This window comes from Streptomyces asiaticus, from assembly GCF_018138715.1.
Classification (GTDB): domain Bacteria; phylum Actinomycetota; class Actinomycetes; order Streptomycetales; family Streptomycetaceae; genus Streptomyces; species Streptomyces asiaticus.
Window position 1 is genome coordinate 349,580 of record NZ_JAGSHX010000001.1, and the last position, 26,123, is coordinate 375,702.

The following is a 26,123-nucleotide window of genomic DNA, read 5'->3' on the forward strand; positions in this document are numbered from 1 at the left end:
TCACGATCAGGTGGTGGAGGACGCGGCGAGGAACTCCAGGCTGAGCGGGTTGTACAGATCCGCCTTCTCGTGCTGCGGCCAGTGGCCGCACTCGTTGAAGATCTCCAGCCGGGCGCCGGGGATCGCGGTGGCGATGGCCTCGGCCTCCGGTACGTCCCCGAACGGGTTCTTGTTGCCCCAGACCACCAGCGTCGGCGCCTTGATCCGGGCCATGCGGTCGGGCCGCAGCAGATTGCGCTCCCGGGTCTCCGTCTCCTGGAGCGCCAGCAGATTGTGCAGGTTCCGCTGGAAGTCCGGGTGGTGGTAGATCTCGTAGCGGATCCGCGTCAGCTCCTCGCCCAGCTCCTCGTCCCAGTCGGCCCACAGCAGCCGCAGCCGGTCCCGGGTGAAGGAGATGTCGTCCTCCAGGGAGGCGCTGCGCGTGGACTTCTTCAGCCGCTCCATCACCGCCGGATTGACCTTGGTGCCGCCCATGCAGAGCAGCTGGAGGGAGGCGACCCGGTCCGGGTGCTCGCTCGCGGCCCACGACGCCACCCAGCCGCCCAGCGACTCGCCGACCAGATGGGCGCGCTCGGCGCCGACCGCGTCCAGATAGGCCAACAGGTGCTCGACGTAGGCCGGGATCTCGCCCGGGCGGTCGGGCTTGCCCGTGTAGCCGTGGCCCAGCATGTCGATGGAGTGGCAGCGGTAGCGCTCGGCGTGTGCCGGGATGTTCCGTACGAACGCCTCCAGATGGCCGGTGGTGCCGTGCAGGAACACCACATGCTCGCCGTCCTCCGGGCCGGCCTGGAGCGCGCGGGTCGTGATGTCGCCGGTCTTCACATAGGCGTGCCGGTAGTCGATGCCCGACAGCTCGGTCCAGATGCTCATGACTGCCTTTCGCTGTTCTGTGTCTGCGCGGGGTCGAGGACGGCGACCCCCATGCCGGTGAGCCACTCGGGCATCGGCTCGTAGGCCAGACGCCTCCCCGGGGCGTGGTCGAGCAGCGCGGCCATCAGCAGCCAGGTGCGCAGCTCCTGTGCGCCGTTGCCGGCCACCTTCTCCAGGTCCGCGGTGGTGTACTCGGTGAGGCGGTGGGCCTGTCCGCCTTCCAGCCAGGACAGGAACTCCTCGTCGAACTCCGGGTTGAGCGCCGCCTCGGCGGCCCGGATGATCTCGCGCCGCCGGGCGTCGTAGTCCTGCCAGTTCTCCCGGCCGTCTGTCCAGGCGCCGACCATGAACTCCTCGTCCTCGCCGTGCGGTTCGCGCCAGTCCGGCCAGGGCAGCCGGTGGGACAGCCCGCCGGAGCCGATGACCGCCACCCGGCGGTCGCCGGGGAACGCCAGGACCGCCTCGCGGATCGCCCGGCCCAGCCGTTCGCAGCGGTCGAGCGTGGGCAGCGGGGGCGCGAAGACGTTCACCACCAGCGGTACGAGGTCGACGTCGAGGCCGTCGAGCAGATACTGGACGGCGTGCGACTGGCCGTGGTCGATCTGGAGCCGGGCGGAGAACGCCACATCGAATCCGGACCGCTCCACCAGCGCGCCTGCCAGGTACAGGGCCAGCTCCCGGTCCACCGGCTGCGGGCCCTTCGGGGTGCCGGACTCGCCGCTGGCGAGACATTCGTCGACCCCGATGGTGAAGCTGGGGATCAGGTCGAGCCAGAACCCCCGGAAGTGGTTGGAGCCGATCAGGACCACCGTGTCGGGTCGGGCCGCGGCCAGCGCGTCGCGCGCCTCGCCGAGCGCGTCCCGGAACCGTTCGGCGCGGTCCTTGTGGTACGTCTCCTCCCAGTGGGTGTTCATCAGCGTGCTGTGCGACGCCCCGACCCCCAGCACGATCTCGGTCATGCCACAGCTCCTTCCTCCGCCTCGGCCACCTCGGCGCGGGTCCGGGTGACGGTGTCCACGGCCGTGCGGATCAGATGGCGCGTGAGCCTCTCCATGGCCGGGAGCGACACCGTGTTCATGCCGCGGGCGAAGTCGATCTCGAACGGAGCCTCCGCCACCTTGGGCATGCCGATCCGCACCGTGGGGATGCCGCGGCCGCGCAGGATGTTGGCGTCGGTGGCACCGCTGTTCCCGGCGATCACCTCGTGCGCACGCCCCTCCAGCGCCTCCCAGGCCGCCGTGGCGCTGCGGTGGATCCACGATCCGCGCGGTGTGCGGGTGCCGGGGATCGCCAGCACCATCTCCGCCCGGACGTCGAGACCGGGCGAGGCGGCCCGCAGGGCGGCCAGCGCGTCCATGAACTCCCGCTTGGCCCGCATCGGTGTGATGTCCGGGCTGATCCGCAGGTCCACCATCAAGGTGCACACGGCGGGGGTGACCGCCGCCATCCGCGGCCAGCCGCCACGGATCGAGGAGACGATGCCCTGCGGCGCCACCGTGCCCGAGGTGTGCCGTTCGGCGTACTCCTCGAACCACTTCTCCAGATACGCGGCCACCTCACCGGCGCGGGCGATGGCGTTGTCGTACGGGAGCCGGTGGCGGGAGCCCGCGTAGGTGTGGGTGCCGCCGACCGTCACCTCGAACCAGACCAGTCCGACCTCGTCCCACGAGACGGTCCAGCCGGGCTTGGCGATGACCGCGTAGTCCGTCCACACGCCCTGCTCCAGCAGGAACGAACACCCCACGCCCTGGCCGGTGTTGTGGCGCGTCCCCACCGGCCGGGCGTTGGTGGGCATCCCGCCCGCGCCGAAGGCCGCCACCAGGTCACCGGTGAGCGGGACACCGGCCCGGGAGATCGCCTCGACGGCCATCATCACGCACGCCGCGTGCCCCTTGGGGTTGGAGGCGCCGAGCCCGGTCACGAGGTCGTCGTACACGGTGGCCGCGGGCCGCATGTCCTCGCGCAGCTCCGGGCCGATCCACGGCACGTCCTCGCTCTCCTCGCCCACGGTCAGGGTGTCGACGGGGGCGTAGAGCATGAGGTCGGGGCCGGTGCCGTCACCGGTCAGCCGCGCCCAGGCGTTGGCCTGCCGGTCGTCGAGGGGCTGGACGGCCGCGTGGCAGCCGGTGACGCGCAGAGTGTCGGCGATATGCGTGGCCAGCGGGCCCTCGTCACCGGTGGGGCTGGGAATGTCCACCAGGCCCGTGATCAGTTCGCGGAGCCGCTCGGCGCTGATGTGGCGGGCGGCGTCGAGCGCCCAGGAGCGCCGCCGCTCGTCCAGACCCGCCAGGCCGTCGGCGCTCACTGATTGACCCTGTGGACCTGGGTCATCGTGGTCCGCGCGACGCGCTTCGTGGCCAGCGGGATCCCGACGGCGATCGCCGCGCCCACCAACAGGGTGAACAGGGTACGGAACATGTCATGCCTTCTCTTCGGATGCGGATGCGGATGCGGATGCGGATGCGGATGCGGATGCGCCGCCGACCGCGGCCAGCTTCTTGCCGTACTCCTCCTCGCTGAGGTTCCGCCAGGCGGTGAGCGAGATGTCGGGCCGGTAGAGCTTCTCCGGCGGCGCGTCGGTGACATCGACCATCCACGCGTCCTGGCCGGAGAACTGGCCGTGGAACAGCCAGCGGATCGCCCCCAGGTACTTGGCGTAGAAGCGCAGGGTGTCCCAGCCCTCGGTGAAGTTGACCATCACACCGACGTAGCGGTGGTTGTCCTCGTCCACCGGGACGTAGAACTCGTAGTGGATGAACTTGGGGTAGGCGATGCGCAGCACGCCCGGCATCGACAGGGACGCGAAGCCGGGGAACTCCTGGGCCTCGATCGTCGGGTCGATACTGCCGGCCTTGCCGGTGTTGCCGATGTTGAAGGTCTCCTTCGGCGGCTGCATCTTCCACCAGCGCTTGTTGGTCCAGCGGCCCACCCCGGGGTACTCGGCCTCCCAGTGGACCTCGTCCTGGACCCGGAAGATCCAGCGGCCACGCGGCACGATCCGGGTGATGTTCCAGGTCGGCATGGGCTTGAACAGCCGCCACAGGGCCGTGCGGTGGAGGTACTTGGCGTGGCCCTCGTCGAAGCCGTTCTCGCAGGCGAACCGCCAGTTGCCACCGCGCGGCTCGATCCGTCCGCCCATCACGAACGCGTTGCCGACCAGCTCCTCCGGAAGCTGGGAGTCGATCGGATGCGGCTCCTCGTCGGCGATCGGGATGTACACCCACACCATCCCGAGGCGCTCCTCGACCGGATAGGTGCGCACGCCCAGCTTCCCGGTCAGCCGGCACCCGGGGCCGTCGGTGATGACCGCGGACAGCCGCCCGGTGGGCAGGTCGAAGGTCCAGCCGTGGTACGGGCAGCTGACCGTGCCCGGAAACTGCTGATTGCCCTCCGACAGCGGCACACCGCGGTGCGGGCACCGGTTGTGCAGGGCGTAGGCGGTGCCGCTGTCGCGGATCAGCGCGATCCGCTCGCCGCAGACGGTGAACGGCAGCGGCTTGCCGGTGATCTGGCTGGACCAGGTGACCGGGTACCAGTAGCCGCGGAAGCCCGCGGCCGCACCGTCGTAGTGAGGCCAGGACGACCAGTCCTGGCGGCCGGGCTCGGCCGGTTTTCTGCGGCGGCTCCGGACGGGGGTGGCCGTGTCGGGAGAGTCCTCGACCGTCATCGTGCGTGTCCTCCTGATACCGGGTGAACGGTGGACCCGAGCATCCGGCCGGACGCGGATCCGCCCAAGGGATCCGGTCCGCTGAGCAGACCGCGCCCTCCCCGGCGCGGCGACCGGACGGCGGGGTGACGGGATGGCGGGCCGACGGGATGGCGGCCGACCGGGCGGCGGCCGACTGGACGGCGGCCGACTGGACGGCGGCCGCGGCGGTGCGTCCCGCTGAGCGGACCCCGCCCGGTGCGCGGACCGGGCGGCGCGGTCTAGCGTGCGCCGGGTCCGCCCCCTCGCCGAACAGGGCAGTGAGCCCGTGATACGGAGCGAAAACGTGAGCCACCCGACGTCACAGTCCCTGGTGCTGGAGGAGTTCGGCACCCTGCCGCGGCTCGTCGAGCGGCCGGTCCCCGAGCCACGCCCCGGCCACACCCTGGTGCGGATCGAGGCGGCCGCCGTCAGCCACCTCGACCTGAACGTCATCGACGGCACGTTCGGTATCCTCCCCGACCTGCCCGCGGTGCCCGGAACCGCGGGCAGCGGAATCGTCGTCGCCTCCGACACCCACCCCGAGGGGAGCCTCGTCCGCCTCAGCGGCAAGGCACTCGGGCTGCGCCGCGACGGCACCTGGGGCGGCCACGCACTGGTCCCGGACGCCGCGGTGGAGGCGGTGCCCGACGGCACGGACCCCGCCCTGGCCTGTAGTTTCTTCTCCCCCGCGGGCACGGCGTGGGCCTCGGTGCACACGGTGGCGGACGTCCAGCCCGGGGAGCGGGTCCTGGTGACCGGGGCGGCCGGTGCGGTGGGCGCGCTCACCGTGCAGATCGCGGCCCGGGCCGGGGCGGAGGTGATCGGCGTGGTGGGCCGCCCCGCCAAACTGCCGCATGTCCCGGCTCCCGCCAAGGCGCTGCTCGCCGCCGACCTCTCCGCCGACGCGATCGGTGGCCCGGTGGACGTCGTCGTCGACACCGTGGGCGGGCCGGTCCTGCGTGACTCCCTGCCGCTGGTGCGCCCGCGCGGCCGGGTCGCCCTCGTCGGTTACACCGCGGGCCGTGAGTTCACCGTGGACCTGGCCGACTTCCTCCTCGCCGATGTGTCGCTGCTGCCCGTGAACCTGATGACCCGGGGGAAGGAGGTGGCCGCCGACACCCAGCGGCTGCTCGGCGACCTCACCTCCGGTGAGCTGACGCTGCCCGTCGAGCGCCATCGCATCGACGGGCTGGCGGAGGCCGTGGCACGTCTGCGGTCCGGGGAGGCGGTGGGCAAGGTGGTCCTCGACCTCGGCTGAACGGCCCGGCGGCGGGGCGGGGCCGTTCACCGGCGGGGCGGGGCCGTTCACCCCATCAGGACCACGGCCCGGCCCCGGCAGCACACCACATCGCCCCGGCCACCGTGCTCGACCAGATCCAGGGTGACCCGCCCCGTCACCGGATCGACGGCGCCGACCGTGCCGCTCACCACGAGCCGCTCCCCGGCGAGGGCCGGTGCCCGGTTCTGCCATTCGACCTCCAGGACCCGTCCGTCAGGACCCGCGAACGACATGGCGGCGCGGTGCATCAGACAGCCGTGCAACTGCGCCATGACGACCGGGCCGTCCAGCCCCTCGGACCGTGCGAACCCGGTGTCGTAGTGGATGCGGTGGGCGTTGCGGGTGACCGCCCCGAACCGCAGCAGCGTGACGGCGTCCGGGGTGAACTCCACCGGTGGTACGGGCTGCCCCGTGCGCACCCTCATCGGACGATGAACCTCTCCCGCACCCGGGCGAGCGTGGACCGCTCCGCCGTGTACGTCTTCTCGACGGTCAGCAGCAGGAACGGTGCACCGCTGCCCTTGCGTGCGACATCCGTGAGGACACGGCGGACCCCGATCCGGTCGCCCGCCCGCACCTCGCCGGTGAACCGGACCTCCTGGCCGCCCGCCATGAGCCGTACGTCCAGGCCGTCGGTGCCCGGGACCTCGTCGCGGTACATCCCGTCCGGCCGGAACTCGCCCTGGTCGGCGCCGCCCGCGCCCCGCAGCAGACTCACCACGTACAGCGGATGGACGGTGAATCCGGGGTGGTCGGGGTCGATCAGCCGTGGACTGGTCTCCCCGGCCGCGCGCGCGAACTCCGCCGCGTCCTCGGCCCGTACGACCCCCAGATCCCGGTGTTCCGGGCGGCCGATCACCGCCCTGGCCCGTTCCTCGGCCACTTCCCACGCGGACATGTGCTGCCTTTCTGCGGACGCGAATCATCGGGGACGCGAATCATCGGGACACGAATCATCAGGGACGCGAATCATCGGGGACACGATGAGCCGGGAGGCTAGCCACCGCCCGGAGGCCCCCACCACGGGACCGGCCCGCTCAGCGGACCGGTCCGCTTGGGCGGAGATCACCGGCCGCACACCATCGGGACATGGACCTCATGACCATCCAGAAGCCGCCGGAGGGCGCCTACGCGGAAGCGGACGGCGTCACGTACCACTACACCGAACTGGGCACGACGGGCAGGCCGACGGTCTTCCTGCACGGCGGCGGCCCCGGGTGCACGGGCTGGTCCGACTTCGGGCAGGTGGCACCGCTGTTCGCCGAGGACCGCCACTGCTACCTCGTGGACATCCTCCAGTACGGCAAGTCCGGCAAGTCCGTCATCGAAGGCCCGATGTGGGACTACCACGCCGCCAAGACGGTCGCCCTGCTCGACACCCTGGGCATCGAGCGCGCCGACTTCGTGTGCAACTCATGGGGCGGGACCATCGCGCTGAACCTGGCCGCGAAGTACCCCGAGCGGGCCCGGTCGCTGACCATCACCGGCAGCATGCCCGTGTTCCACGGCCCGCTGGCCCCGCTGCCGGAGGGCGGTCGGCGTGGCCGCAACGCCCGCGATGTGTACTACGGCGGCACCGGCCCCTCCTGGGAGAAGATGCGGGAGCTGATCGCCCGCCTGGAGTGGTACGACCCCGCCGCGATCCCCGACGACACCGTCACCCTGCGCTATGAACAGAGCCTGGACCCGGAGGAGACCGCCCTCGCCGGAGCCTCCGACAACCCGCGTGGCGACTGGCAGGACCTCACCGCGGAACTCGGTGCCATCCAGGCGCCCACCCTCTTCCTCTGGGGCATGTACGACGCGTTCCTCACCCCCGACTATCCGCTGATGCTCGCCCGCATGGTCCCCAGGGGCAATCTGCACGTCATGCACCACGCCTCCCACCACCCCCAGGAGGAGCGGCCGCACGCCTACTACACCGCGGTCACCGGCTTCCTGAACCAGCAGCACGACTGAGCATCCCGCGGAGGACAAGTGAGCAACCCGGCCGTACGCGTCGTCGAACTGTCCAGCCCCTTCACCCGGTTCGCGGGTCGGCTCCTGGTCGGCCTCGGACACGAGGTCGTCCTGGTCGAGCCCGAGGAGGGCGATCCGACACGGCGCGAACTGAACGGCGACGCCTTCGTCCACTGGCACGCCGGCAAGCGGTCCGTCACCCCCGCGTCCCCGGAGGAGCTGCGGCGCCTGGTGGCGGGAGCCGACGTCCTCCTCGACGGGACACCGGACGGGGCTCCGGAGGCCGTCGCGGGACTCGGCCACCTCGTCCACGTCCGCGTCACCCCCTTCGGGACCGTGGGCCCCCGCGGCCACTGGCAGGGCACCGATCTGGTGGTCGCCGCGCTCGGCGGGATGCTCGCGCAGGTCGGCGACCCGGACGGGCCGCCCCTGCGCCTTCCGGAGAACCAGGCGGAGCAGCTCGCCGGGGTGCACGCCGCGATCGCCGCGCTGCTCGGACTGCGGGCCAGGCGCACCGGCCCGGGCCAGCTCGCCGACGTATCCGCCCAGGCGTGCGTGGCCGCCGCCCTGGAGGCGGGCGCCCTCGCCTATCTGCACGAGGACCGGGTGCCCGCGCGCCCCGGCCGGGTGCATCCGCTGGTGCCGCACGGGCTGTTCCGGGCCGCCGACGGCCATCTCGGTGGTGGCCTCGGCGGCAGCCCCCGCATGTGGGACGCGCTGCTCGCCTGGCTGCGCGAGGAGGGCGCCGAGGCCGACCTCGCCGAGCCGCGCTGGCAGGACCCGGTGGAGCGCAAGAAGCACCAGGAGCATGTCTTCGCGGTGGTGCAGGAGTTCGCGGGCCGGTGGCCGAAGGCCGAGTTCGCCGAGCTCGCCCAGTCCAGGAAGCTGCCGTGGGCGGCGGTCGACCTGCCGCACGAGCTGCCCGGCAACCCGCAGCTCGCCGCCCGTGACTTCTTCCTCCGCGCCGGGGACCGCACCGATCTGGGCTTCCCCTTCGCGTTCCCCGAAGGCCACCGGATCAAGGAGCTGGACGTCCCGGAACGGGGCGCGGACCGAACGCTTCTGCACGAGCACCGCGCGGCCCCGAAGGTGCCCGGAACGCGGGAACCCGCGCGGCCCGCCCTGCACGGCGTCCGCGTCCTGGATCTGACCTGGGTGCTCGCCGGGCCGTACTGCACCAAGGTGCTCGCCGACCACGGCGCCGATGTCATCAAGGTCGAGTCACTCGGCCGTCCCGACCCCACCCGGTTCGCGCCCTTCATGCACCTCTCGCGCGGCCCGCACACCGATCCGAACACCAACGGCTATTTCAACGAGGTCAACCGCAACAAGCGCAGCCTGGCCCTCGACACCCGCACCGAGGACGGCATCGCCGTACTCCGCGACCTCATCGCCTCCTGCGACGTCCTGGTGGAGAACTTCAGCGCCACCGTCATGACCAAACTCGGCCTGGGCTACGACACCCTGCGCGAGATCAACCCCCGGCTGGTGTACATCAGCATGTCCGGGATGGGGCACACCGGCCCGCGCAGCGGCTGGGTGTCGTACGCGGACACCGTGTCCGCCAGCTCGGGGCTCACCGGCCTGACCGGATGGGGCCCGGACGACGTGGTCGGGGTGATCTACGGCCACGGCGACATCGTGGCGGGGCTACAGGCCGCGCTCGCCACCGTCGCCGCCCTGGAACACCGCGAGGAGACCGGGCGCGGACAGCACATCGACCTGTCCCAGCTCGAGGCGATCGCCTCCCATATGGGCACCAGCCTGCTCCACCCCACCGAGCCCGCCGCGAACACCGATCCGCGGTGGAGCCCGCAGGGCGTGTACCGCTGCCTCGGCGCCGACAGCTGGCTGGCCGTCAGCGTCCGCGACGACACCGAATGGGCCGCGCTGTGCACGGTGATCGGCCGTCCCGACCTCGCCACCGACGAACGCACCCGCACGGCGGAGAGGCGCGCACACCACACCGAGCTGGTCGACGGCGCCCTCGCCGCCTGGGCCAGGACCCTGCCGGCCGACGCCACCGCCGAACTCCTCCAGGAGCACGGCATACCCGCGGGCCCGGTGCGGGACGGCCGCGACCTCGTGGAGCACGATCCGCAACTGCGGGCCAGGGGCTTCTACGTCCGCGCGGAACACCCGGTGGCGGGGGCCTTCCTGCACGAGGGGCCGCCCGTCCGGCTCACCCGCACACCCGGTCGCATCGTCAAGGCGGCACCCGTGCTCGGCGCCGACACCGACGATGTGCTGCGCGAGGTCGCGGGGCTGTCGCCGGAGCGGATCCGCGCACTGCGCGAGCGCGAGGTGCTGCGGTGACCACCCTGACGATTCCCGGGTTGCTCCGGACCGCGGCCCGGGACCACGGGGACCGGCCCTTCCTGCGGATCGGGACCACGGTCCGCAGCTACCGCGAGACGCGGGAGGCCGCCGCCACCATGGCGGGGGCCCTCGCGGTCCAGGGCTGCCGCCCGGGCGAGCGCATCGCGGCGATGACGGGCAACCGGATCGAACTCGTGGACCTGTTCCTCGGCGCCGCCTGGCTCGGCGCCGAGCTCGTCCCCCTGAACACAGGGCTGCGCGGCGGCGGGCTGCGACACGTCCTGGACCAGGCCCGCCCCGCGCATCTGCTCGCGGAGGACGAGACGGCCGAGCGCGTGCGGGCGGCCGGGTACCGGGGGACGCTGTGGCGCGCGGGTGCGGACGGCACACCACGGCCGGGCGGCGGCCCGGCCTTCCCGGCGGCGCCCGTCCGCCCGGAGGACACCGCGTGTGTCCTGTTCACCTCCGGGACCACCGGCACCTCTCGCGGGGTGCGCTGCCCCCACGCCCAGTTCGTCTGGTGGGGGCGCAACGTCTCCGACGCGCTGCGCCTCACCGCGGACGACGTCCTCCACACCTGCCTCCCGATGTTCCACACCAACGCCCTGAACGCGCTGGCGCAGGCGATGACCGTGGGGGCGTCGATCACCCTGGCGCCCCGCTTCTCGGCCTCCCGGTACTGGACCGAGGCGGCCGCGGCCGGGGCGACCGTGGTCTATCTGCTGGGCGCCATGGTGCCGATGCTGCTGGCCCAGCCCCCGGGCCCGCACGACCGTGCGCACCGGGCCGTCCGCGGACTCTCCCCGGCGACACCGGCCCATGCCTGGGGGCCGTTCCGCGAGCGGTTCGGCGTCACGCTGGTCGACGGATTCGGCTCCACCGAGACCAACCTGGTCATCGGCACGACCGCCGAGGAGCAGCGGCCCGGCTACATGGGCACCCTGCGCGCGGGTTTCGACGCCCGTGTCGTGGACGAACTGCTCACGCCCGTCCCCGACGGCACCCCGGGCGAGCTGGTCGTGCGCAGCCACCGGCCGTACGCCTTCGCCACCGGCTATCTGGGCGAGCCGGCGGAGCCGGTGGACGCGTGGCGGCACACGGGGGACCGGGTGGTCCGCGAACCAGACGGCTGGTTCCGGTTCGTGGACCGCATCAAGGACGTGATCCGCCGCCGGGGGGAGAACATCTCCTCGTGCGAGGTCGAGACGGTCGTCCGTGGCCATCCCGAGGTGGCCGACGCCGCCGTCTTCCCCGTGCCGTCCGAGCTGGCGGAGGACGAGGTCATGGTCGCCGTGGTGCCCCGCGCCGGCGGCACGCTCGACCTGGCCGATGTGATCCGCCACTGCGAGCGCGAGCTGCCCCCGTTCGCCGTCCCCCGTTATGTGGACATCCTGCGCCAACTGCCGCTCACCGAGACCGGCAAGGTCCGCAAGGCGGCGCTGCGCAGACGGGGTGTCACCGGGACGACGTGGGACCGGGCCACCGCCGATGCCGGTCCACCCACGCGCTGACGACGTCGGCGAACTCCCCGGGCAGCTGCTCGGGCGCCGGTACATGGCCGCCGGACAGGACCGCGGTCTCGCAGCCGAGCGCCGCCGCGAACCTCTCCAGCGCGGGCAGCGAGTAGTGGTCCTCCGGCGCGCACACGGCGAGTACGGGGGCGGTGATGTGCGCCAGCCGCTCCTCCATCCGGTACCGGTACACCGCCTCGTGCCCCTCCTCCACCCGGTCCAGTACGGTCAGCGCGTCGATCACATAGCGGTGCAGCGCGGCCTCCTCGCCCGCCCGGTAGAAGGCGCGACGCCGATTCCACACCTCCACCAGATGCGAGCCGTCCGGCCTGGGGTCGACGTGGTCGACCGGCGGGCGCGCGGGAGCCGCCGCGCGCTTGGCCTCGTCCACGAAGGCCGTGGCCGAGAGCAGCAGACTGCTGACGCGGTCGCCCGACCGGGCGGCCACCTCCACGGCCACCACACCGCCCGTGTGATGGCCCACCAGGTGGAAGGTGTCCAGCCCGAGCGCGTCGGCCAGCGCCGCCACCCCGTCGGCGAACCGCTCGATCGAGTGCGGCCCCTCGGGCTTGGCCGAGGCGCCGAACCCCACGGTGTCCATGGCGATCGCCCGGTGCGCCCGGCCCACCAGGGGCAGCACATCGGCGTACTCGGTCCAGGAACGTGGCGTCTGATGCAGCAGGAGCACCGGCTCGCCGGACCCGCACTCCGCGTAGTGCAACTGCCCGAAGTGGCTGGGCGCATAGCCCCGCCGCACCGTGTCCGCCATCGCTGTGCCCCGCCTTCCGGTTGACGCGAACCGCCCGCCCACTCTGGTCGCCACCGAGCGGGCGGGGCCAGGAGGACGTTCCGCTGTCCGGACCCCGGACGGCCACAGCATCCGTCGGGCCGCCTACTTCGCCGTGGCGGCGAGCAGATCGGCGGAAGCCGGCTGCGGTTCGAGAGGCGCCCCGAAGGGGCGCGGGGCTGTGTCGACATGCGGCTCCGCCGCGGCTGTGCCGATGTGCGGCTCCGCCGCGGCTGTGTCGATATGCGGCTCCGCCGCATGGGTCACCAGCCACGACGGCGCCGCGGACACCCCATAACGCATCGTGGCACTTCCCAGCGGAGCGCTTCAGCGGCGCCGCGCCCGGCGCCCCGACCGGCCCGTGGCCCGCGCGGGCGTCCCGGACTCCCGCCAGCCACCCGGGACCTCGGCCATGACGAGGCCGAGGACCAGCCAGAAGAGCATGGCGATCCGGTCCAAGTTGGCCGGGTGGTCCACCGTGGCCGCGAGGAAGAACCCCGTCAGGGCGGCGAGCCCGACAACACCGGCCACGGACTTCTCCCGCGCGGCGCGGACCGCCGAGGCCACGGCGATCACCGTCACCAGCAGGATGCCGAGCAGACCGGCCACGCCCGCTTCGGCCAGCCAGTTCAGCCACATGTTGTGCGCGTGGACGAAGGTCCTGCCGCCCGGTACGGCCGCGGAGACGGCGTCGCCGGCCCGGCCGAGACCGACCCCGAGCGGATGGTCCACGGCCAGGTCCACGGCCGCCTTCCACGCCTGGCCCCGGACCCCGAGCGCGTCACCCGCCCGCGACACCACCCACAGCGCCACCGTCACCGCCGCCAGCCCGGCCAGCCCCACGGTCGTCAGCGTCCGCACCCCCCACCGGCCGAGGCGGGGGGCGAGCCAGTACGCGCCACCGAGCACCAGCAGACCCGCCGCGGCCGCGACGCAGCCCGCCCGGGAGAAGGTGGTCAGCACCGCGCCGTACGCGAGGAGGCCCACGGTCACGACCGCGACCCGGGCCGTGCGCTCGGCGACCGTCACCGCCATCAGCAGGGCGATCGGGGTGAGCAGCACCAGGAACGCGGCGAGCAGGTTGGGGTTGGCGAAGGTGCCCGTGGCGCGGATCATCGAACCGGCCCCGCCACTGTCGCAGTCGACGTCGGTGAAGAGCCCGGTGCGGCAGAAGCCGGTCGGCACCTCATTGGTCACCTGGGCGAACGCCGAAGTGGCCGCGGCCGCCACGCAGACGAGCGCGAGCAGCGCCACCGCGCGCCACGATTCGGGCTGCGACCGCCGCACCCCGACCAGCAGATAGAAGGTGGCGAGAGCGGTCAGCAGGGCACGCAGCGGCGCGTCGGGGTGCCCGCCGACGTAGGTGGTGGCGACGGCACTGAGCAGGAGCAGCGCGATGGCGAGGTCGAGGCGGGTGCGGAACGTGGCCAGTCGCGGGGCCGTCACCACCGTCGCGATCAGCCCCGCCAGCACGGCGAGGCGCACCGGTGTGATGACGCCGACCAGCGGGGCGTCCGGGAAGAAGTCGGTGGCCGAGTCGAGCATGACGATGGCCGTAGCCACCAGTGGAACGGCTTGGACTATCGCGCGCACAGGTGCCATGGCGCCCCAGCGTGTCCGGCGGCGGGTATCGGCAGATGGCACCCACACGAACAGTGGACAGCGCCTTCACGTCCGGTGACCCGGGCGGCCGGTTCGGACGGAGTGGCCGGTTCGGACGGAGCGGCCGCGACGCCGGACCGGGTGCCCGCGCCTCAGGTGGCGGTGGCGTCCCCGGCGGCGGGGGCTGTGAAGGGGCGCAGCGGGACGATGCCCACGCTGTGGCCGTCGCGGTCCAGCAGCCGGCCCATGTGCTTGACCGTGCGCAGCACCACCGAGCGGTCCTCGATGGTCAGCCGCGGCAGCCGCCTCGACAGATGCGCCTCGAAGGCGTGCACATCGCCGGAGGCGCGCAGCCAGACGTCGATGACGAGGTTGTGCGGGCCCGCCGTGATCGCACACGACCGCACCTCCCGCACCCCGGCCAGCGCCCGGCTGGTCTCCTCCAGGCGCTCGGCCGGTACGGACGCGAAGTACACCGCGGACAGTGGCCATCCCGACAGCGGCCGGGCCAGATCGCAGCGCAGACACACCCGTGAGCCGAGCAGTGACCGCAGCCGTCGGCGGACCGTGGTGAGCGGCGCGTCGGCGTGCTCCGCCAGATCGCTGATCGCCATCCGGCCGTCCACACTCAGCAGCTCCAGGAGCCGGATGTCCAGGGGGTCCCAGCCGGTCGTCCCCGAGGGGAGCGGCTCGGCCGGCGGAAGCGCCTCCTGGAGACGGGCGAGCTGCGTGGCGTCCAGGGCGCGCAGCCGCCACCGGCTGCCCTCGGAGGGCACGCCCGTGGCCACATGCGTACGTGTCGCCCGCACCCCCGGGGCGCCACGGAAGAGGGCGGTGGTGAGCTGGGAGAGCTCACCCAGATCGGAGGCCTGGAGAGCGATCACCAGATCCCGGCTTCCGGCCGTGAGCTTGACGTTCGCCACCGAGGGCTCGGCCGCCAGGGCCTCGGCCACGTCCTCGCCGACCCCGGGCTCGGCGTCCACCTCGACGATGCCGGTCACCACGATCCGGGAGTCCGAGAGCTGGGGGTAGGCGGTCACCCAGGCCAGCCCCGCCTCCTGGAGCCGGTGCCAGCGTCGCGCGGCCGTCACCGGGTTCACCCCGAGAACATCACCGACGAGAGTCCATGGGGCCCTGGGGTGGATCTGCAAGGCGTGTATGAGGCCGCGATCCAGCTCGTCCAGGTCATGCGCGGCGAAATCCTGCGTGTGCATGGCGGCGCTTTTCTGCGTATCGCATGTGAATCTCGATGGAATGCTGCATGATAACACCCGAAACACGTGATGGATCGACACTCCTCCCCACCAGTTCCCCCCAACGAGGAGTGAGATCGAGCTCATGACGGAACCCACCACGTCCGAGACCACCAGGACGGCTCTGCGCGTGGAGAACGCCACGTTGGTCGACGGTACCGGGGCTGCCCCGATCGCGGACGCCGTCGTCATCGCCGATGCCGAAGGAACCATCACCTACGCGGGCCCGGCGGCCACCGCGCCCCCGGCCTCCGGCGACGCCTTCACCGGCCGTGTCATCGACGCGGGCGGCCGCACCGTGCTGCCGGGTTTCTTCGACTGCCACACCCACCTCGCCTACGCCCATGCCTCCCAGCCCGGCCGCCGCGGTGAACTCGACCCGGTCCTGGTCACCTTCGACACCGCCACCCGCATGCGGCAGACCCTCGACGCGGGCATCACCACCGCCCGGGACCTGGGCGGGCTGGCCACCGGGTACCGCACCGCCGTCGAGACCGGCCGGATCGAGGGCCCCCGGCTGCACACCGCCGTACGGATCATCAGCCACACCGGCGGCCACGCCGATGTGCGCCTGCCCGACGGCACCGACCTCAGCGGCGGTGAGATGTCCGAGCTCGCCGACACCGAGGACGAGGCGCGGCTGGCCGTGCGCAAGGTGCTGCGCGCGGGGGCCGACCTGGTCAAGATCTGCGCCACCGGTGGCATGGGCAGCCCCTACGACCAGCCGGACGACGAGGGGCTCCTGGAGGAGGAGATCCGCGCCGTGGTCGACGAGTGCCGGCGCCACGGCGGCAAGCCGGTGGCCGCCCACGCCCAGGGCAACGCGGGCATCCTCAACGCCATCCGTGGCGGGGTCACCAGCATCGAGCACGGCTACGGCCTGGACGACCGGGCCCTGGAGATGGCGGGGGAGCGTGGCGTCTTCGTCGTCCCGACCCTCTCCACCGTCTACGCGGGCATCAACAAGGCCACGATGGAGCACTATCACTACGAGAAGAAGGTGCGCTGGTCCGGCATCACCAAGGAGAACATCTCCCGCGCCATCGAGCAGGGGGCGAAGATCGCGCTCGGCACCGACGCCGCCGTCTGTCCGCACGGACAGAACCTGATGGAGCTCTCCTACCTCGTGGACCTGGGCATGGACCCCATGGACGCCATCGTGGCCGGCACCCGGACCGCCGCCGAACTCCTCGGCGTCGCCGACCGGCTCGGCACGCTGGCCCCCGGCCGCGTCGCCGACCTCGTCATCTGCGAGGGCGATCCGCTCGCGGACATCGGTGTGCTGGGCGATCCCGCCAACGTGGTTTGCGTCGTGCAGGACGGACATGTCCGCAAGGACACCAAGGGCCTCCTGCCCTCGGCCACGCCAGCCGGAGGGCGGCCCTGATGCCCGCGGTGACCGGGCTCCCCGTCCCCGGGGGCACCTCGCCGGACAAGGAGCGGCGTGGCCGGCTCGACCGTGTTCTCTCCTTCGTCGAACGCGCCGGCAACGCCCTGCCCAACCCCATGGTCCTGTTCGCCGGGCTCTTCGCGCTGCTGGCCGTCGTCTCCACCGTCCTCGCCTTCGCCGGTGTCGCCGTCACCGTCCCCGGCACCGATGACACCAAGTCCATCGGCGGGCTGCTCACCGGTGAGGGGCTGCGCTGGCTGCTGGAGAACCTGATCCCCAACTTCGCCACCTTCCCGCCGATCGGCGCCGTGCTGGTGCTGATCATGGTGGTCGGACTCGCGGAGAAGACCGGGCTGCTGGAGACCGCGATGCGGGCCACGCTGGCCCGGGTGCCGCGCGCCGTGCTGCCGTACGCGGTGGCGATCATCGCCAGCCAGGCGCACATGATGAGCGATGTCGGCGCCATCGTGCTGCCACCGCTGGCGGCCCTGGTGTTCAAGAGCGCCGGACGCCATCCCGTGGCGGGCCTCATCGGCGGCTTCGCCTGTGTCACCGCGGGCTACGCCGCCGGGTTCACCATCGGCTCGCTGGACGCCCTGTACGTGGGCATCACCCAGCAGGCGGCCTCGGTGCTCCCGGCCGCCGAGGGCCTCCATATCCACGTGCTCATCAACTACTTCTTCACCGCCGCCAGCAGTGTCGTCCTGGGGCTGCTCGGCGGATTCCTCATCAGCCGTGTCCTCGAACCACGCCTGGGCACCTACCAGGCGGCCGACGGCGAGGCCACGGGCGAGGACCTGACCCTCACCCCGGTGCAGCGCAAGGGACTCGCGGTCACCTGCGCGGTCGTCGGTGTGTACCTGGCGGCGGTCCTCGCGCTGTGGCTGCCACCGGGCGCGCCGCTGCGCGGGGAGGGCGGCGCCTTCGTGCCCTCGCCGGTGCTGACCGGTGTCGTCCCGGTGCTCTTCGGCGCCTTCCTGCTCGCCGGGCTCACCTACGGCTTCACGGTCAAGCAGCTCACCGGCACCGAGGACGTGGTCACCGCCATGACCGACTCGGTGAAGAACATGTCCGGCTACATCGTGATGATGTTCTTCGCCGCCCAGGTCATCGCGGTCTTCACCTGGTCCAACCTCGGGGTGCTGCTGGCGGTGAAGGCGGCCGCGCTGTTCAACTCCATCGGCGTGACCGGCTTCTGGGCGATCATCGCGTTCGTCCTGCTGGCCTCCTGCCTCAATCTGGTGATCCTCTCCGGATCCGCCCTGTGGTCCCTGGTCGGCCCCGTCTTCATCCCGGCCTTCATGCTGATGGACATGAGCCCGGCGCTCAGCCAGGCGGCCTTCCGCATCGGCGACTCGGCGACCGGCGCCATCACCCCGATGAACCCGTACCTTCTCCTGGTCCTGGCGATGGTCCGCGAATACGAACCGGAGGCCCGTCTGGGGACCCTCATCTCCCGGCTCGCCATCTTCGTGGTGCCGTTCCTGGTGGTGTGGCTGGCGATCCTCGGCATCTTCTACGGCCTGGACCTGCCGCTCGGCCCCGGAGCGCACATCGGCGTCAAATGACGCTTCCCGGGCACATGGTGACCACCATGTGCCCGGGACTCAGTCCAGGGGGCGGTCGTCCCGGTGGGCCCCGTAGACGCGGCCTGCCGGGACATGATCGTGCGCATCGAGGTGCCGCGCTCGGCCGATTCCGGGACCACGGGCCGCTTGCCACGATGTTCGAGCAACATGCTCCGACCCTAGGCGACCGCCGGGCCATGCGGCGGTCAGTACGCGGTCGGCCAGCCGCCGGACCAGCTCAGCAGGTTGACGCCCAGCTTCGGGGTGCCGTTGTCCTGGCCGTCGTAGTAGTGGTAGACGAGCAGATCGCCGTCGACGTCGCTCATCACCGACTGCCCGCCGGGGCCGATGTAGCGGCCGTGGGACTCGAGGACCGGGGTGCCGCCGTTGTTCATCATGTTCACCCCGCTCTTGTCGTAGTACGGACCGGTGGGGCTGGTGGCGCGGCCGACCTTGATCTTGTACGTGGAGCCGGTGCCCGCGCAGCAGGTGTCGTACGACGCGAACAGGTAGTAGTAGCCGTTGCGCTTGACGACCGACGGGCCCTCGATCGCCTTGGTGCCGGTGGGCCGGGAGGCGATGGCGTAGACCGTCCTGTCGCCCGTGTACTGCTTGCCGGTGGCCGGGTCCAGGCGGATCATCTTCAGCACCGACCACCATGAGCCGAACGACAGCCACCACGTTCCGTCGCCGTCGACGAAGAGGTTGGGGTCGATGGCGTTGTAGTCGCTGGAGCCGGTGGTGGAGTGCACGATGCCGCGGTCGGTCCAGGTCCCGGCCCTGCCGCTGGGGGAGGTGGCGAGGCCGATGGCGGAGTTGCTGGAGCCGAAGGACGAGACGGCGTAGTACATCAGATAGCCGCCACCCTGGTACGAGATGTCCGGCGCCCAGGGGTCGTTGTCGGCGGAGTACGTCCGCCACCAGGCGGGCGGGGTGGTGAAGGCGCTGCCCGAGCGGCTGAAGGCGATCCGGTCGGTGGAGGTGCGGGCCTCCAGACCGCCGTGGGTGGAGTAGAGCAGATAGGTGCCGTCGGCGGCGCGGACCATCGACGGGTCGTGGACGACGGTGTCGCCCGTCACCCGGCCGGGGTTGGGGTACGCGGAGGCGCTGGTGGGGAGCAGGGCGAGGAGGAGTGCGGTGGGCAGCGGGAGCCATCTGGTGCCGCGGTGCGCTTTCATGGCGGTTCTCCTCTCGTGGACCTGGGGTGGGCGCGCGTTCCGCGAGGGGAACTGACGGAGAGTCAATTCTAGTCGCGGGGCGCGCACATGGGCCCTGGGCCGGGGCCCAGGGCCCTTCCGCGCGAGGAAGCGCTTTCCGCCTTTCCGTCTATCGGTGTTCCTTCTCCCAGTCCGCCCTGGTGACCGGGGCGGGCCGGGGAAGCGGCCGGCCGTCCAGGTAGAGGTCGACCTTCTCGTTGTAGAACGCCACCAGCCCCGCGATGGGGGACACCTGGCGGGTCGGGAAGTCATAGGTCCAGGCGAGATCCGGGTGGGTGGCGGTGTCGGTCCGGACGGACCAGTAGCCGCTCGTCATGCCCTTGTACGGACAGCTGGTGACGGTCTGGGTGGGCTCCATGCGCGTCCAGTCCAGATACACCCGGTCCAGGTAGTAGCGCGTCGGGAGCCCCGTCTCCAGCACCATCACCGAGCTCGGGGCGTCGGCGAGCACGGCGCCGTCCAGCTCGACGCGCACGGCACGGCCGGACCTGAGCGCGTCGACGCGGGTGTACGGGCTCCTGGGGTGGACGAACACCTGCTCGTCCTCCTCGAACCAGGCGTCGATGGCCTCCCAGCGGAAGGTGACCTGGCCGACGATGCCGGAGGGCGCGTCCTCGCCCCATTCCCAGGCCGCGCCCGGGCGGGTGAGCGAGCCCATCCGGAGGCTCTGACGGCGCGCCCCGCCGACCTTCAGCGCCATGCTCCGGCCCTCGTCGACGAGCGCCCCCTCGACGATGTCGTCGCGGGGCACGCAGTACTGCGGATAGCCCGGCCAGAGCCACACATAGCGCGCCCGCACGGTGTCGAAGACGGGACGGCCGGCCACGAAGCCACGGATGCGGCGGGGTACGGGCTCCACATGCCCGACCGGAACGATCATCGCGGGGTAGTCCGGTGTGTCCGGCGGGTACTCCGTCATGCCTCTTCCAGGGCCTCTCCGAACTCGCGCAGCGCCTTCCCGTGCTGGCTGTGGGCCAGTCCGTGCCCCACCGCTATGGCCGCCGCCACCGGCCAGTCGATGATCCCGACGGCGGCGATGACGCCGAGCCCGGCGAGGAAGCAGAGCTGCTCCTGCGAGGGCAGCTCCACCCGCCGCCCATCGAACTGGACGGTCACCGAATGGCGCGCGCACACGACCTCGGCCGCGGCGCGGGGGCCGCGCGTCCGCTTGGTGGCCGGAGCCGGCGCCCGGGAGGATGCGCTGGTGGGAGGGGCTGTCTTGGTCGCTCTGGCCATGGCTTCGATCCGTTCGTCGACCTTGACGGACATCCGCGCGATGACATTTTCCACTCTAATCCAACCTCCACGGCTCATGCCCGGTGGCAGCTACTTGCCATGATTTCGGCCGGTCCGGCGAGAAGGGAGCGGTTGCGTTCGCGGCTCCCTTGTGCGGTCAGAGCACCTCGCTCCGGTTGTGGCCAGGGGCTCGCCGAAGCGTCGGTGGCGGCCTTGGCTTCGAGCCGAATCGTGGCCGCCGGGCCACGGCTGACCGAGCGGAGGAAGTGACCATGAGAGCGGGCTTACGGAAGGCGCGGGCAGGTGTGGTTGTCGCCACGGCGGCTCTGCTGGGGCTGGCGGGGACGGTGGACGCCCAGGCCCTCGAGACGGATCGGGCGCGTACCACGGCGACCGGGCCCCCAGCGCCGCCGCGGCCGTCGACTACGAGACGTGGAAGAGCGATGTCGACAAGGTGATCGACCAGGCGCTTCTCTACATCCAGCAGCGCATCCAGAACGGCGGGGGACAGAAGCAGGCGATCGTCCTCGACATCCAGCGGTCACTGGGTGACGTCCTCGGCGACCCGGCCGAGTACAAGACAGCGAAGCGGGCGGAGATCGAATCCCTCGGCTACACCATCATCGCCAACATCGGGAACAATGAAAGTGATCTTAAGAACGAACGGCGGAGTCTTCAGCGGAGAGATAGAACGCATGCTTATGGAGGCCGGCCGGCTCGTCAAGTCGGCCGCCGACCGCCATCGCAGCGAGGAACGGCTCCTGACCGCGATGGATCCGGAGGAGGGTGTGGACGCCACCGAGCACCGGCAGCGGCATGCGCTCGACCCCGGCCGGAATGGAGATGAGGCTACGGAAGATCGGCACCATGCGGCCGATGAACACCGCCTTGGTGCCGTGCCTCTCGAACCATTGCCCCGTACGGTCCAGATCGGACGTCTTCACCAGCGGCAGCTTCGCCCAGATGGCGTGCATGCGCCGACGGCCGACGAGCATGCCGATCCCGTACAGCACCAGCGCGCCCACCACCGAGCCGAGTGTGGTCCAGAACAGCGCCGAGGCCAGGCTGATCACACCCTGACCGGCCGCGAACCCGGTCAGGGGCAGGATCACCTCGCTGGGCAGCGGCGGGAAGAGGTTCTCCAGCGCGATGGCCAGACCGGCTCCCGGACCGCCCATCGCGTCCACGAGGTCCGCGGCCCAGCCGGCGATGCCGTCCGAGGGCTCCTGGGGCAGGGCCAGGGTCATCAAGTGCATGCGTGGTCTCCAACATGGCGGTCCGGCGCCGGGGCGCCTCCCGCCCCGACGCCTGCCAATCTAGAAACCGCGGACCAGCGAGGACATGAGGATTGCCGCCCGACCCGGTGGTGTTCTCCGCAGCGCTGACCCTGCGGGAAACCGCAGATCAGCCGGGTGCCGGGCCATCCAGGCACACACGGTCCGTGGTCGTTCGGCAGTCGCGCCGTGCGGCCGTGCCGTGTTGGGCTGCCGCCCGCCGTGGTGGCAGGAGTTGGCCACATTGACTGTTTGCTATAGCAGAAGTACTCTCCTCGGTATGAGCGTTGACGCCCTGGGTTCCGTCGAGACCACGTCGCTGGCCGACCAGGCATACCGTCGGCTTCGGGACGCGATCCGCGGGGGTGTGCTGCGGCCGGGTGAGAAGATCACCGAACGCGATCTGGCCGCCCGCCTCGGGGTCAGCCCGACCCCGGTCCGGGAGGCGCTGCGGCAGCTGGTGCACGAGAAGGTCGTCGAAAGGGTGGGGCCGCGTGCCCTGCGGATCGCCGACCACTCCTCGGCGGCCCGCTCCGAGATCGTGGAGGCCGAGGTCCGCCTGTCCGCCCTCATGGCGCGCCTCGCCGCCCGCAACGCCACCGCGGAGCAGCTCACCGGCCTGGTTTCACTGCTCGCCAGGACCGACCAGATCGTCGCCGGGATCGAGAGGACTGTCGCCGGGCAGGGTGTGGAAGCCGATGTGAGCGACGGGCTCGCGGCCGTCTTCCGTGAGCTGCGCCTGTTTCACCGTCAGGTGGAGGCGTGCGCGGGCAACCCCGTCCTGGAGGGCCTGCTGGATCAGGCCCGGGCCTTCAGCGACGAGGAGCGGCTGGACCTGACGATGAGGCTCGCTCCCGAGCATGCCGAGGCGTTCCGCGCCCGCTATCACGAGCATCGCGAGTTGCTGGACGCTCTCCTCGAACGGGATGAGGACCGCGCCGAGGAGCTTGCCGCGCGGCATCACCGCGCCGCCCTCGCCCAGTTGTCCGGCGGCTGACCTTCGATCCGTCTGCCTCCTCGACGTACGGGACACGTCGAGCGGCGATCCTCTTTCACCTCCCGCTTGCTATAGCATATTGCGTAGGAGTCACTACCCCATGACGCTTGATTCCCCGCCCGCCTCCAACACGGCCATGACATCGTCCCGCCCGGCGGTGGGCGAGCACATGAACCGCGGTGCGGTGCTCTGGGTGACCCTCGCGGTGTTCGCTCAGGAAGCGGTCTGGAACTTCTACGACGCCCAGGTCCCCGAGCAGTTGCGGCACTACTTCTCCTCCGCGGGCGTGATCGGGCTGATCATGGGCCTGGACCACTCCTGGGGCATCGTCACCCAGCCGTCCGTCGGGTTCCTCTCCGACAAGCTCGCCCGCCGCCGCACCGGCCGGTGGCCGATCGTCCTGGTCGGCGCCGCGCTCGCCACCGTGCCGTTCGTTCTCATCCCCTGGGCGACAAACCTGCCGGCGCTGATGGTGTGCGTGGTCGGCTTCGCCGCGGTCGCCAACGCCTTCAAGGGCGTCACCGAGACCTTGGTGACGGACTATGTCGCGCCGTCCGCCCGCGGCAAGGCTCAGGGCTTCATCAAGGCCGGTGTCAGCCTGACCATCGTCGTCTCTTCCGTGATCAGCCTCCTGGTCGTCGACCGGTCCCTTCATCTCGCCTTCGCGATCCCCCCGTTGCTGATGCTGATCGTGCTCGGGCTGTCCTGGGCCCTTCTCGGCCGCCGCCACACCGACGCACTCCTCCCCGACGAGGAGGAGGCCGAGGACGTGCGGGAGTTCGGCTCTCCGTGGGCGGTGCTGAGGGACGCGCTGCGTTCTCCGTCCAGCCCGACACTGCTGCTGATGATCGGCATCTTCTGTTTCGCCGGCATGTGGTCGGCGCTGCGCTCGCTGATGACCCCCTACGGTACGCAGGTTCTCGGCCTGACCCGCGGTGCGGCCGGCGGCCTCGTTCTGCCGGGCGCGGTCGCGTTCCTGGTGTCGGTGCTGCCGATCGCCTACGCCTCCAACCGGCTCGGACAGCTGCGCGCGGTGCGCTACGGCGTCGTCCTGTTCATCGCCGGAGTCCTGGTCGGCTTCGCCGTCCCCACCACCCCGGGCACGGTCACCGCGATGGTGCTCTCCTCTCTCGGGTACGCGTCATTCGCGGTCAACGCGCTGGTCGCGCTGTGGAATCTCGCGCCGACGCGGAAGGTGCTGGGCACCTACACCGCCCTCTACACCATCGCCTCCGCGTCCGGCATGGCGCTGGGCCCGGCCATCCTCGGCACCACGGTCGACCTGACCGGCTGGCGCTGCATGTTCCTCAACGCCGCCGTCGCCGCCGGCGTCACCTTCCTCGTCTTCACCCGCCTGGCTCGACGCGCCCCTGACCGCGTCACCGCCTGAGGCCCCCTCCGGACGCGATGAAAGGCACCACCCTGATGGAACTCCGTATCCTGGCCCCCACCGGCGCGCTCGGTGCCGGGTTCGACGCCGACGCGCTCGCGCGCGGCCTCGCCGCCCGCCCGGACGTGATCGCCTGCGACGCCGGCTCCACCGATTCCGGCCCCGCCGCCCTCGGCTCGGGCATCCCGAAGCTGTCCGCCCAGGCGGTCACCCGCGATCTGCGACTGCTCCTGACGGCCCGGTACCAACTCGGCGTGCCGCTGATCATCGGCTCCTGCGGCACCTCCGGCCGCGACGCGGGAGTCGACCAGGTCGCCTCCCTCACCCGCGCCATCGCCACGGAAGAGCACCTGCACTTCAAGCTCGGCCTGATCTACGCCGACCAGCCCGCCCGGCGCCTGAAGGACCTCTACGACACGGGCCGGATCCAGCCCCTGGCGAACGCGCCGGAGATCGACCGGGAACTGTTCGAACGCGGCCACACCGTCGCGATGATGGGCGTCGAACCCCTCCAGGAAGCCCTCCGGAAGGGCTGCGACGTCATCCTCGCCGGCCGAGCCAGCGACACCGCCCTGTTCGCGGCGCTGCCCCAGATGCGAGGTGCCGACCCGGGCCTGACCTGGCACATGGCCAAGACCATCGAGTGCGGCGCCGCCTGTGCCATCCCGCCGTCCGCCAACGGCCTGCTCGCCACCCTGCGGGACGACCACTTCGACGTCACCACACTGGCCGCCGGCACCCGGCTGACCCCCCGGTCGGTCGCCGCCCACACCCTGTACGAAAACGCCGACCCCTATCACGTCGCCGAACCCTCGGGCGTGCTGGACACCACCGAGGCAACCTACGAGCCGGTCGATGAACGGACCGTCCGCGTCCGCGGCGCCCGCTACCTCCCCGCCGACGACTACACCAACAAGCTCGAGGGCGCCGAACTCGTCGGCTACCAGACCGTCATCATCGGCGGCGTACGCGACCGCGTCGTCATCGACGCCCTCCCCAAGCTCCTGCCGACGGCCGGGCGGTACTTCGACGCCAAGATCCTCGACGTCTTCAACGGCGAGGTCGACCCCGCCGACATCGACATCGACTACCGCCTCTACGGTGCCGGAGCCGTCCTCACCGGCAGCGAACCCGATCCGCTCACCCCACGCGAACTCGGCGTCCTGATCACGGTCACCGCACCCGACCAGGAGACCGCCCACGCCATCGCCACCTTCGTCGCCCACGCCAGCAGCCACCTGCCCATCGCCGAGTACGACGGCCTGGTCTCCACCCTCGCCTACCCCTACTCCCCACCCGAGATGGACCGCGGAGCTCTGTACCGCTTCACCCTCAACCACGTCGCCACCGGCGTCACGCCCACCGAACTGTTCCGCACCGTCACCGAGGAGCTGTGACCCCATGACCACCCTTCTCGACTACTGCTCCCTGATCCGCTCGAAGAACGCCGGCCCCTTCACCCTCACCCTCGACTTCATGTGCCACGACCGGACCGCCTACGACGCCCTCATCGCCACCGGCTTCCTCAACAAGAACCTCTTCGCCACCCTTTACGGCACCACCCCCGACCAGATCCTCCTCGTCCACCACCCCCTGGCCCTCGCCGTCAAGGTCTCCCTGCCCCGGCCCACCGTCCAGGGCGGCCCGCACGACACCGACTGCTACGCCGGCCAGCAGTACGCGCCACTCATGGACATGGAAATCGCCTAGACATCATGCGGAATGATCACTCCCTTGGCAGGGGTACCGGGAGGCTGGGCCTCCCGGCCGCCTCTGGGAAGGC

Annotated in this window: 24 protein-coding genes and 1 pseudogene; 11 read left to right on the top strand and 14 right to left on the bottom strand. The window is 71.5% G+C overall.

Features of this window, described 5'->3' with window-relative positions:
- Positions 1 to 6: 6 nt before the first annotated feature.
- The 4 genes from KHP12_RS01055 to KHP12_RS01070 form a co-directional block, all read right to left on the bottom strand.
- Positions 7 to 870 (bottom strand): alpha/beta fold hydrolase, encoded by an 864-nt coding sequence (locus KHP12_RS01055; RefSeq protein WP_086881735.1) that lies wholly within the window; start codon positions 868 to 870, stop codon positions 7 to 9.
- On the bottom strand, positions 867 to 1,829 hold the full coding sequence (locus KHP12_RS01060) for a DODA-type extradiol aromatic ring-opening family dioxygenase (RefSeq protein ID WP_086881736.1): 963 nt from the start codon (positions 1,827 to 1,829) through the stop codon (positions 867 to 869). Before KHP12_RS01060 ends, KHP12_RS01055 begins: the two co-directional genes overlap by 4 nt.
- Positions 1,826 to 3,175, bottom strand: coding sequence for a M20 family metallopeptidase (locus KHP12_RS01065; RefSeq protein WP_086881737.1), 1,350 nt, complete (start codon positions 3,173 to 3,175; stop codon positions 1,826 to 1,828). The genes KHP12_RS01060 and KHP12_RS01065 overlap by 4 nt, the downstream gene beginning before the upstream one ends.
- Before the next feature lie 114 nt (positions 3,176 to 3,289).
- Positions 3,290 to 4,537: an aromatic ring-hydroxylating oxygenase subunit alpha gene (locus KHP12_RS01070; RefSeq protein WP_211831251.1), complete on the bottom strand. Its 1,248-nt coding sequence runs from the start codon at positions 4,535 to 4,537 to the stop codon at positions 3,290 to 3,292.
- Positions 4,538 to 4,862: 325 nt separating this feature from the next.
- Between KHP12_RS01070 and KHP12_RS01075 the strand changes: the two genes are divergently transcribed.
- Positions 4,863 to 5,816: a quinone oxidoreductase family protein gene (locus KHP12_RS01075; protein WP_086881739.1), complete on the top strand. Its 954-nt coding sequence runs from the start codon at positions 4,863 to 4,865 to the stop codon at positions 5,814 to 5,816.
- Positions 5,817 to 5,863: 47 nt separating this feature from the next.
- On the opposite strand, the gene KHP12_RS01080 is transcribed toward KHP12_RS01075, so the two are convergent.
- Together KHP12_RS01080 and KHP12_RS01085 are read right to left on the bottom strand one after the other, a co-directional pair.
- Positions 5,864 to 6,262: a hotdog family protein gene (locus KHP12_RS01080; RefSeq protein ID WP_086881740.1), complete on the bottom strand. Its 399-nt coding sequence runs from the start codon at positions 6,260 to 6,262 to the stop codon at positions 5,864 to 5,866.
- Entirely contained in the window at positions 6,259 to 6,735 is a 477-nt protein-coding gene (locus tag KHP12_RS01085) for an FAS1-like dehydratase domain-containing protein (RefSeq protein ID WP_086881741.1), read from the bottom strand. Before KHP12_RS01085 ends, KHP12_RS01080 begins: the two co-directional genes overlap by 4 nt.
- A 191-nt stretch (positions 6,736 to 6,926) precedes the next feature.
- On the opposite strand from KHP12_RS01085, the gene KHP12_RS01090 reads away from it, so the two are divergent.
- The 3 genes from KHP12_RS01090 to KHP12_RS01100 are packed head-to-tail and all read left to right on the top strand — an operon-like array spanning position 6,927 to position 11,626.
- Positions 6,927 to 7,796 (top strand): alpha/beta fold hydrolase, encoded by an 870-nt coding sequence (locus KHP12_RS01090; protein WP_086881742.1) that lies wholly within the window; start codon positions 6,927 to 6,929, stop codon positions 7,794 to 7,796.
- 18 nt (positions 7,797 to 7,814) lie between these two features.
- Positions 7,815 to 10,112, top strand: a complete 2,298-nt coding sequence (locus KHP12_RS52700) for a CaiB/BaiF CoA-transferase family protein (protein ID WP_211831252.1) — start codon at positions 7,815 to 7,817, stop codon at positions 10,110 to 10,112.
- The gene (locus KHP12_RS01100; protein WP_086881744.1) at positions 10,109 to 11,626 is read left to right on the top strand and encodes an AMP-binding protein; all 1,518 of its coding nucleotides are present in this window, start codon (positions 10,109 to 10,111) and stop codon (positions 11,624 to 11,626) included. Before KHP12_RS52700 ends, KHP12_RS01100 begins: the two co-directional genes overlap by 4 nt.
- On the opposite strand, the gene KHP12_RS01105 is transcribed toward KHP12_RS01100, so the two are convergent.
- From KHP12_RS01105 to KHP12_RS01120, 4 genes are all read right to left on the bottom strand, one after another.
- Positions 11,571 to 12,395 (bottom strand): alpha/beta fold hydrolase, encoded by an 825-nt coding sequence (locus KHP12_RS01105; RefSeq protein WP_211831253.1) that lies wholly within the window; start codon positions 12,393 to 12,395, stop codon positions 11,571 to 11,573. The genes KHP12_RS01100 and KHP12_RS01105 overlap by 56 nt on opposite strands.
- Before the next feature lie 123 nt (positions 12,396 to 12,518).
- On the bottom strand, positions 12,519 to 12,716 hold the full coding sequence (locus KHP12_RS01110) for a hypothetical protein (protein WP_211831254.1): 198 nt from the start codon (positions 12,714 to 12,716) through the stop codon (positions 12,519 to 12,521).
- 24 nt (positions 12,717 to 12,740) lie between these two features.
- The gene (locus tag KHP12_RS01115; protein ID WP_086881747.1) at positions 12,741 to 14,015 is read right to left on the bottom strand and encodes an O-antigen ligase family protein; all 1,275 of its coding nucleotides are present in this window, start codon (positions 14,013 to 14,015) and stop codon (positions 12,741 to 12,743) included.
- Positions 14,016 to 14,167: 152 nt separating this feature from the next.
- A complete protein-coding gene (locus tag KHP12_RS01120; RefSeq protein WP_086881748.1) occupies positions 14,168 to 15,229 on the bottom strand; it encodes an Lrp/AsnC family transcriptional regulator in 1,062 nt (353 codons plus the stop codon).
- Between the two features lie 124 nt (positions 15,230 to 15,353).
- Here KHP12_RS01120 and KHP12_RS01125 point away from each other — a divergent pair, with 124 nt between their 5' ends.
- Positions 15,354 to 16,655, top strand: a complete 1,302-nt coding sequence (locus KHP12_RS01125; RefSeq protein ID WP_086881749.1) for a metal-dependent hydrolase family protein — start codon at positions 15,354 to 15,356, stop codon at positions 16,653 to 16,655.
- Entirely contained in the window at positions 16,655 to 18,226 is a 1,572-nt protein-coding gene (locus KHP12_RS01130) for an AbgT family transporter (RefSeq protein WP_211831255.1), read from the top strand. Before KHP12_RS01125 ends, KHP12_RS01130 begins: the two co-directional genes overlap by 1 nt.
- Before the next feature lie 206 nt (positions 18,227 to 18,432).
- Here the strand turns inward: KHP12_RS01130 and KHP12_RS01135 are convergent, their stop codons facing one another.
- The 3 genes from KHP12_RS01135 to KHP12_RS01145 form a co-directional block, all read right to left on the bottom strand.
- Positions 18,433 to 19,404, bottom strand: coding sequence for an arabinan endo-1,5-alpha-L-arabinosidase (locus KHP12_RS01135; RefSeq protein ID WP_211831256.1), 972 nt, complete (start codon positions 19,402 to 19,404; stop codon positions 18,433 to 18,435).
- Between the two features lie 148 nt (positions 19,405 to 19,552).
- Entirely contained in the window at positions 19,553 to 20,362 is an 810-nt protein-coding gene (locus KHP12_RS01140; RefSeq protein WP_086881751.1) for a DUF427 domain-containing protein, read from the bottom strand.
- Positions 20,359 to 20,733, bottom strand: coding sequence for a hypothetical protein (locus KHP12_RS01145; RefSeq protein WP_086881752.1), 375 nt, complete (start codon positions 20,731 to 20,733; stop codon positions 20,359 to 20,361). Before KHP12_RS01145 ends, KHP12_RS01140 begins: the two co-directional genes overlap by 4 nt.
- Positions 20,734 to 21,133: 400 nt before the next feature.
- Here KHP12_RS01145 and KHP12_RS53130 point away from each other — a divergent pair.
- Positions 21,134 to 21,304, top strand: a pseudogene (locus tag KHP12_RS53130) (hypothetical protein); the annotation flags it as partial.
- Positions 21,305 to 21,332: 28 nt separating this feature from the next.
- Here KHP12_RS53130 and KHP12_RS01150 read toward each other — a convergent pair.
- The gene (locus KHP12_RS01150; RefSeq protein ID WP_211831257.1) at positions 21,333 to 21,935 is read right to left on the bottom strand and encodes a DedA family protein; all 603 of its coding nucleotides are present in this window, start codon (positions 21,933 to 21,935) and stop codon (positions 21,333 to 21,335) included.
- A 298-nt stretch (positions 21,936 to 22,233) separates the two neighbouring features.
- Here KHP12_RS01150 and KHP12_RS01155 point away from each other — a divergent pair, with 298 nt between their 5' ends.
- From KHP12_RS01155 to KHP12_RS01170, 4 genes are all read left to right on the top strand, one after another.
- Entirely contained in the window at positions 22,234 to 22,950 is a 717-nt protein-coding gene (locus tag KHP12_RS01155) for a GntR family transcriptional regulator (protein WP_211831258.1), read from the top strand.
- A gap of 100 nt (positions 22,951 to 23,050) precedes the next feature.
- Positions 23,051 to 24,340: an MFS transporter gene (locus tag KHP12_RS01160; protein ID WP_211831259.1), complete on the top strand. Its 1,290-nt coding sequence runs from the start codon at positions 23,051 to 23,053 to the stop codon at positions 24,338 to 24,340.
- A 35-nt stretch (positions 24,341 to 24,375) separates the two neighbouring features.
- A complete protein-coding gene (locus tag KHP12_RS01165; protein WP_211831260.1) occupies positions 24,376 to 25,737 on the top strand; it encodes an acyclic terpene utilization AtuA family protein in 1,362 nt (453 codons plus the stop codon).
- Positions 25,738 to 25,741: 4 nt separating this feature from the next.
- Positions 25,742 to 26,050, top strand: a complete 309-nt coding sequence (locus KHP12_RS01170) for a DUF4387 domain-containing protein (protein WP_211831261.1) — start codon at positions 25,742 to 25,744, stop codon at positions 26,048 to 26,050.
- Positions 26,051 to 26,123: the final 73 nt, after the last annotated feature.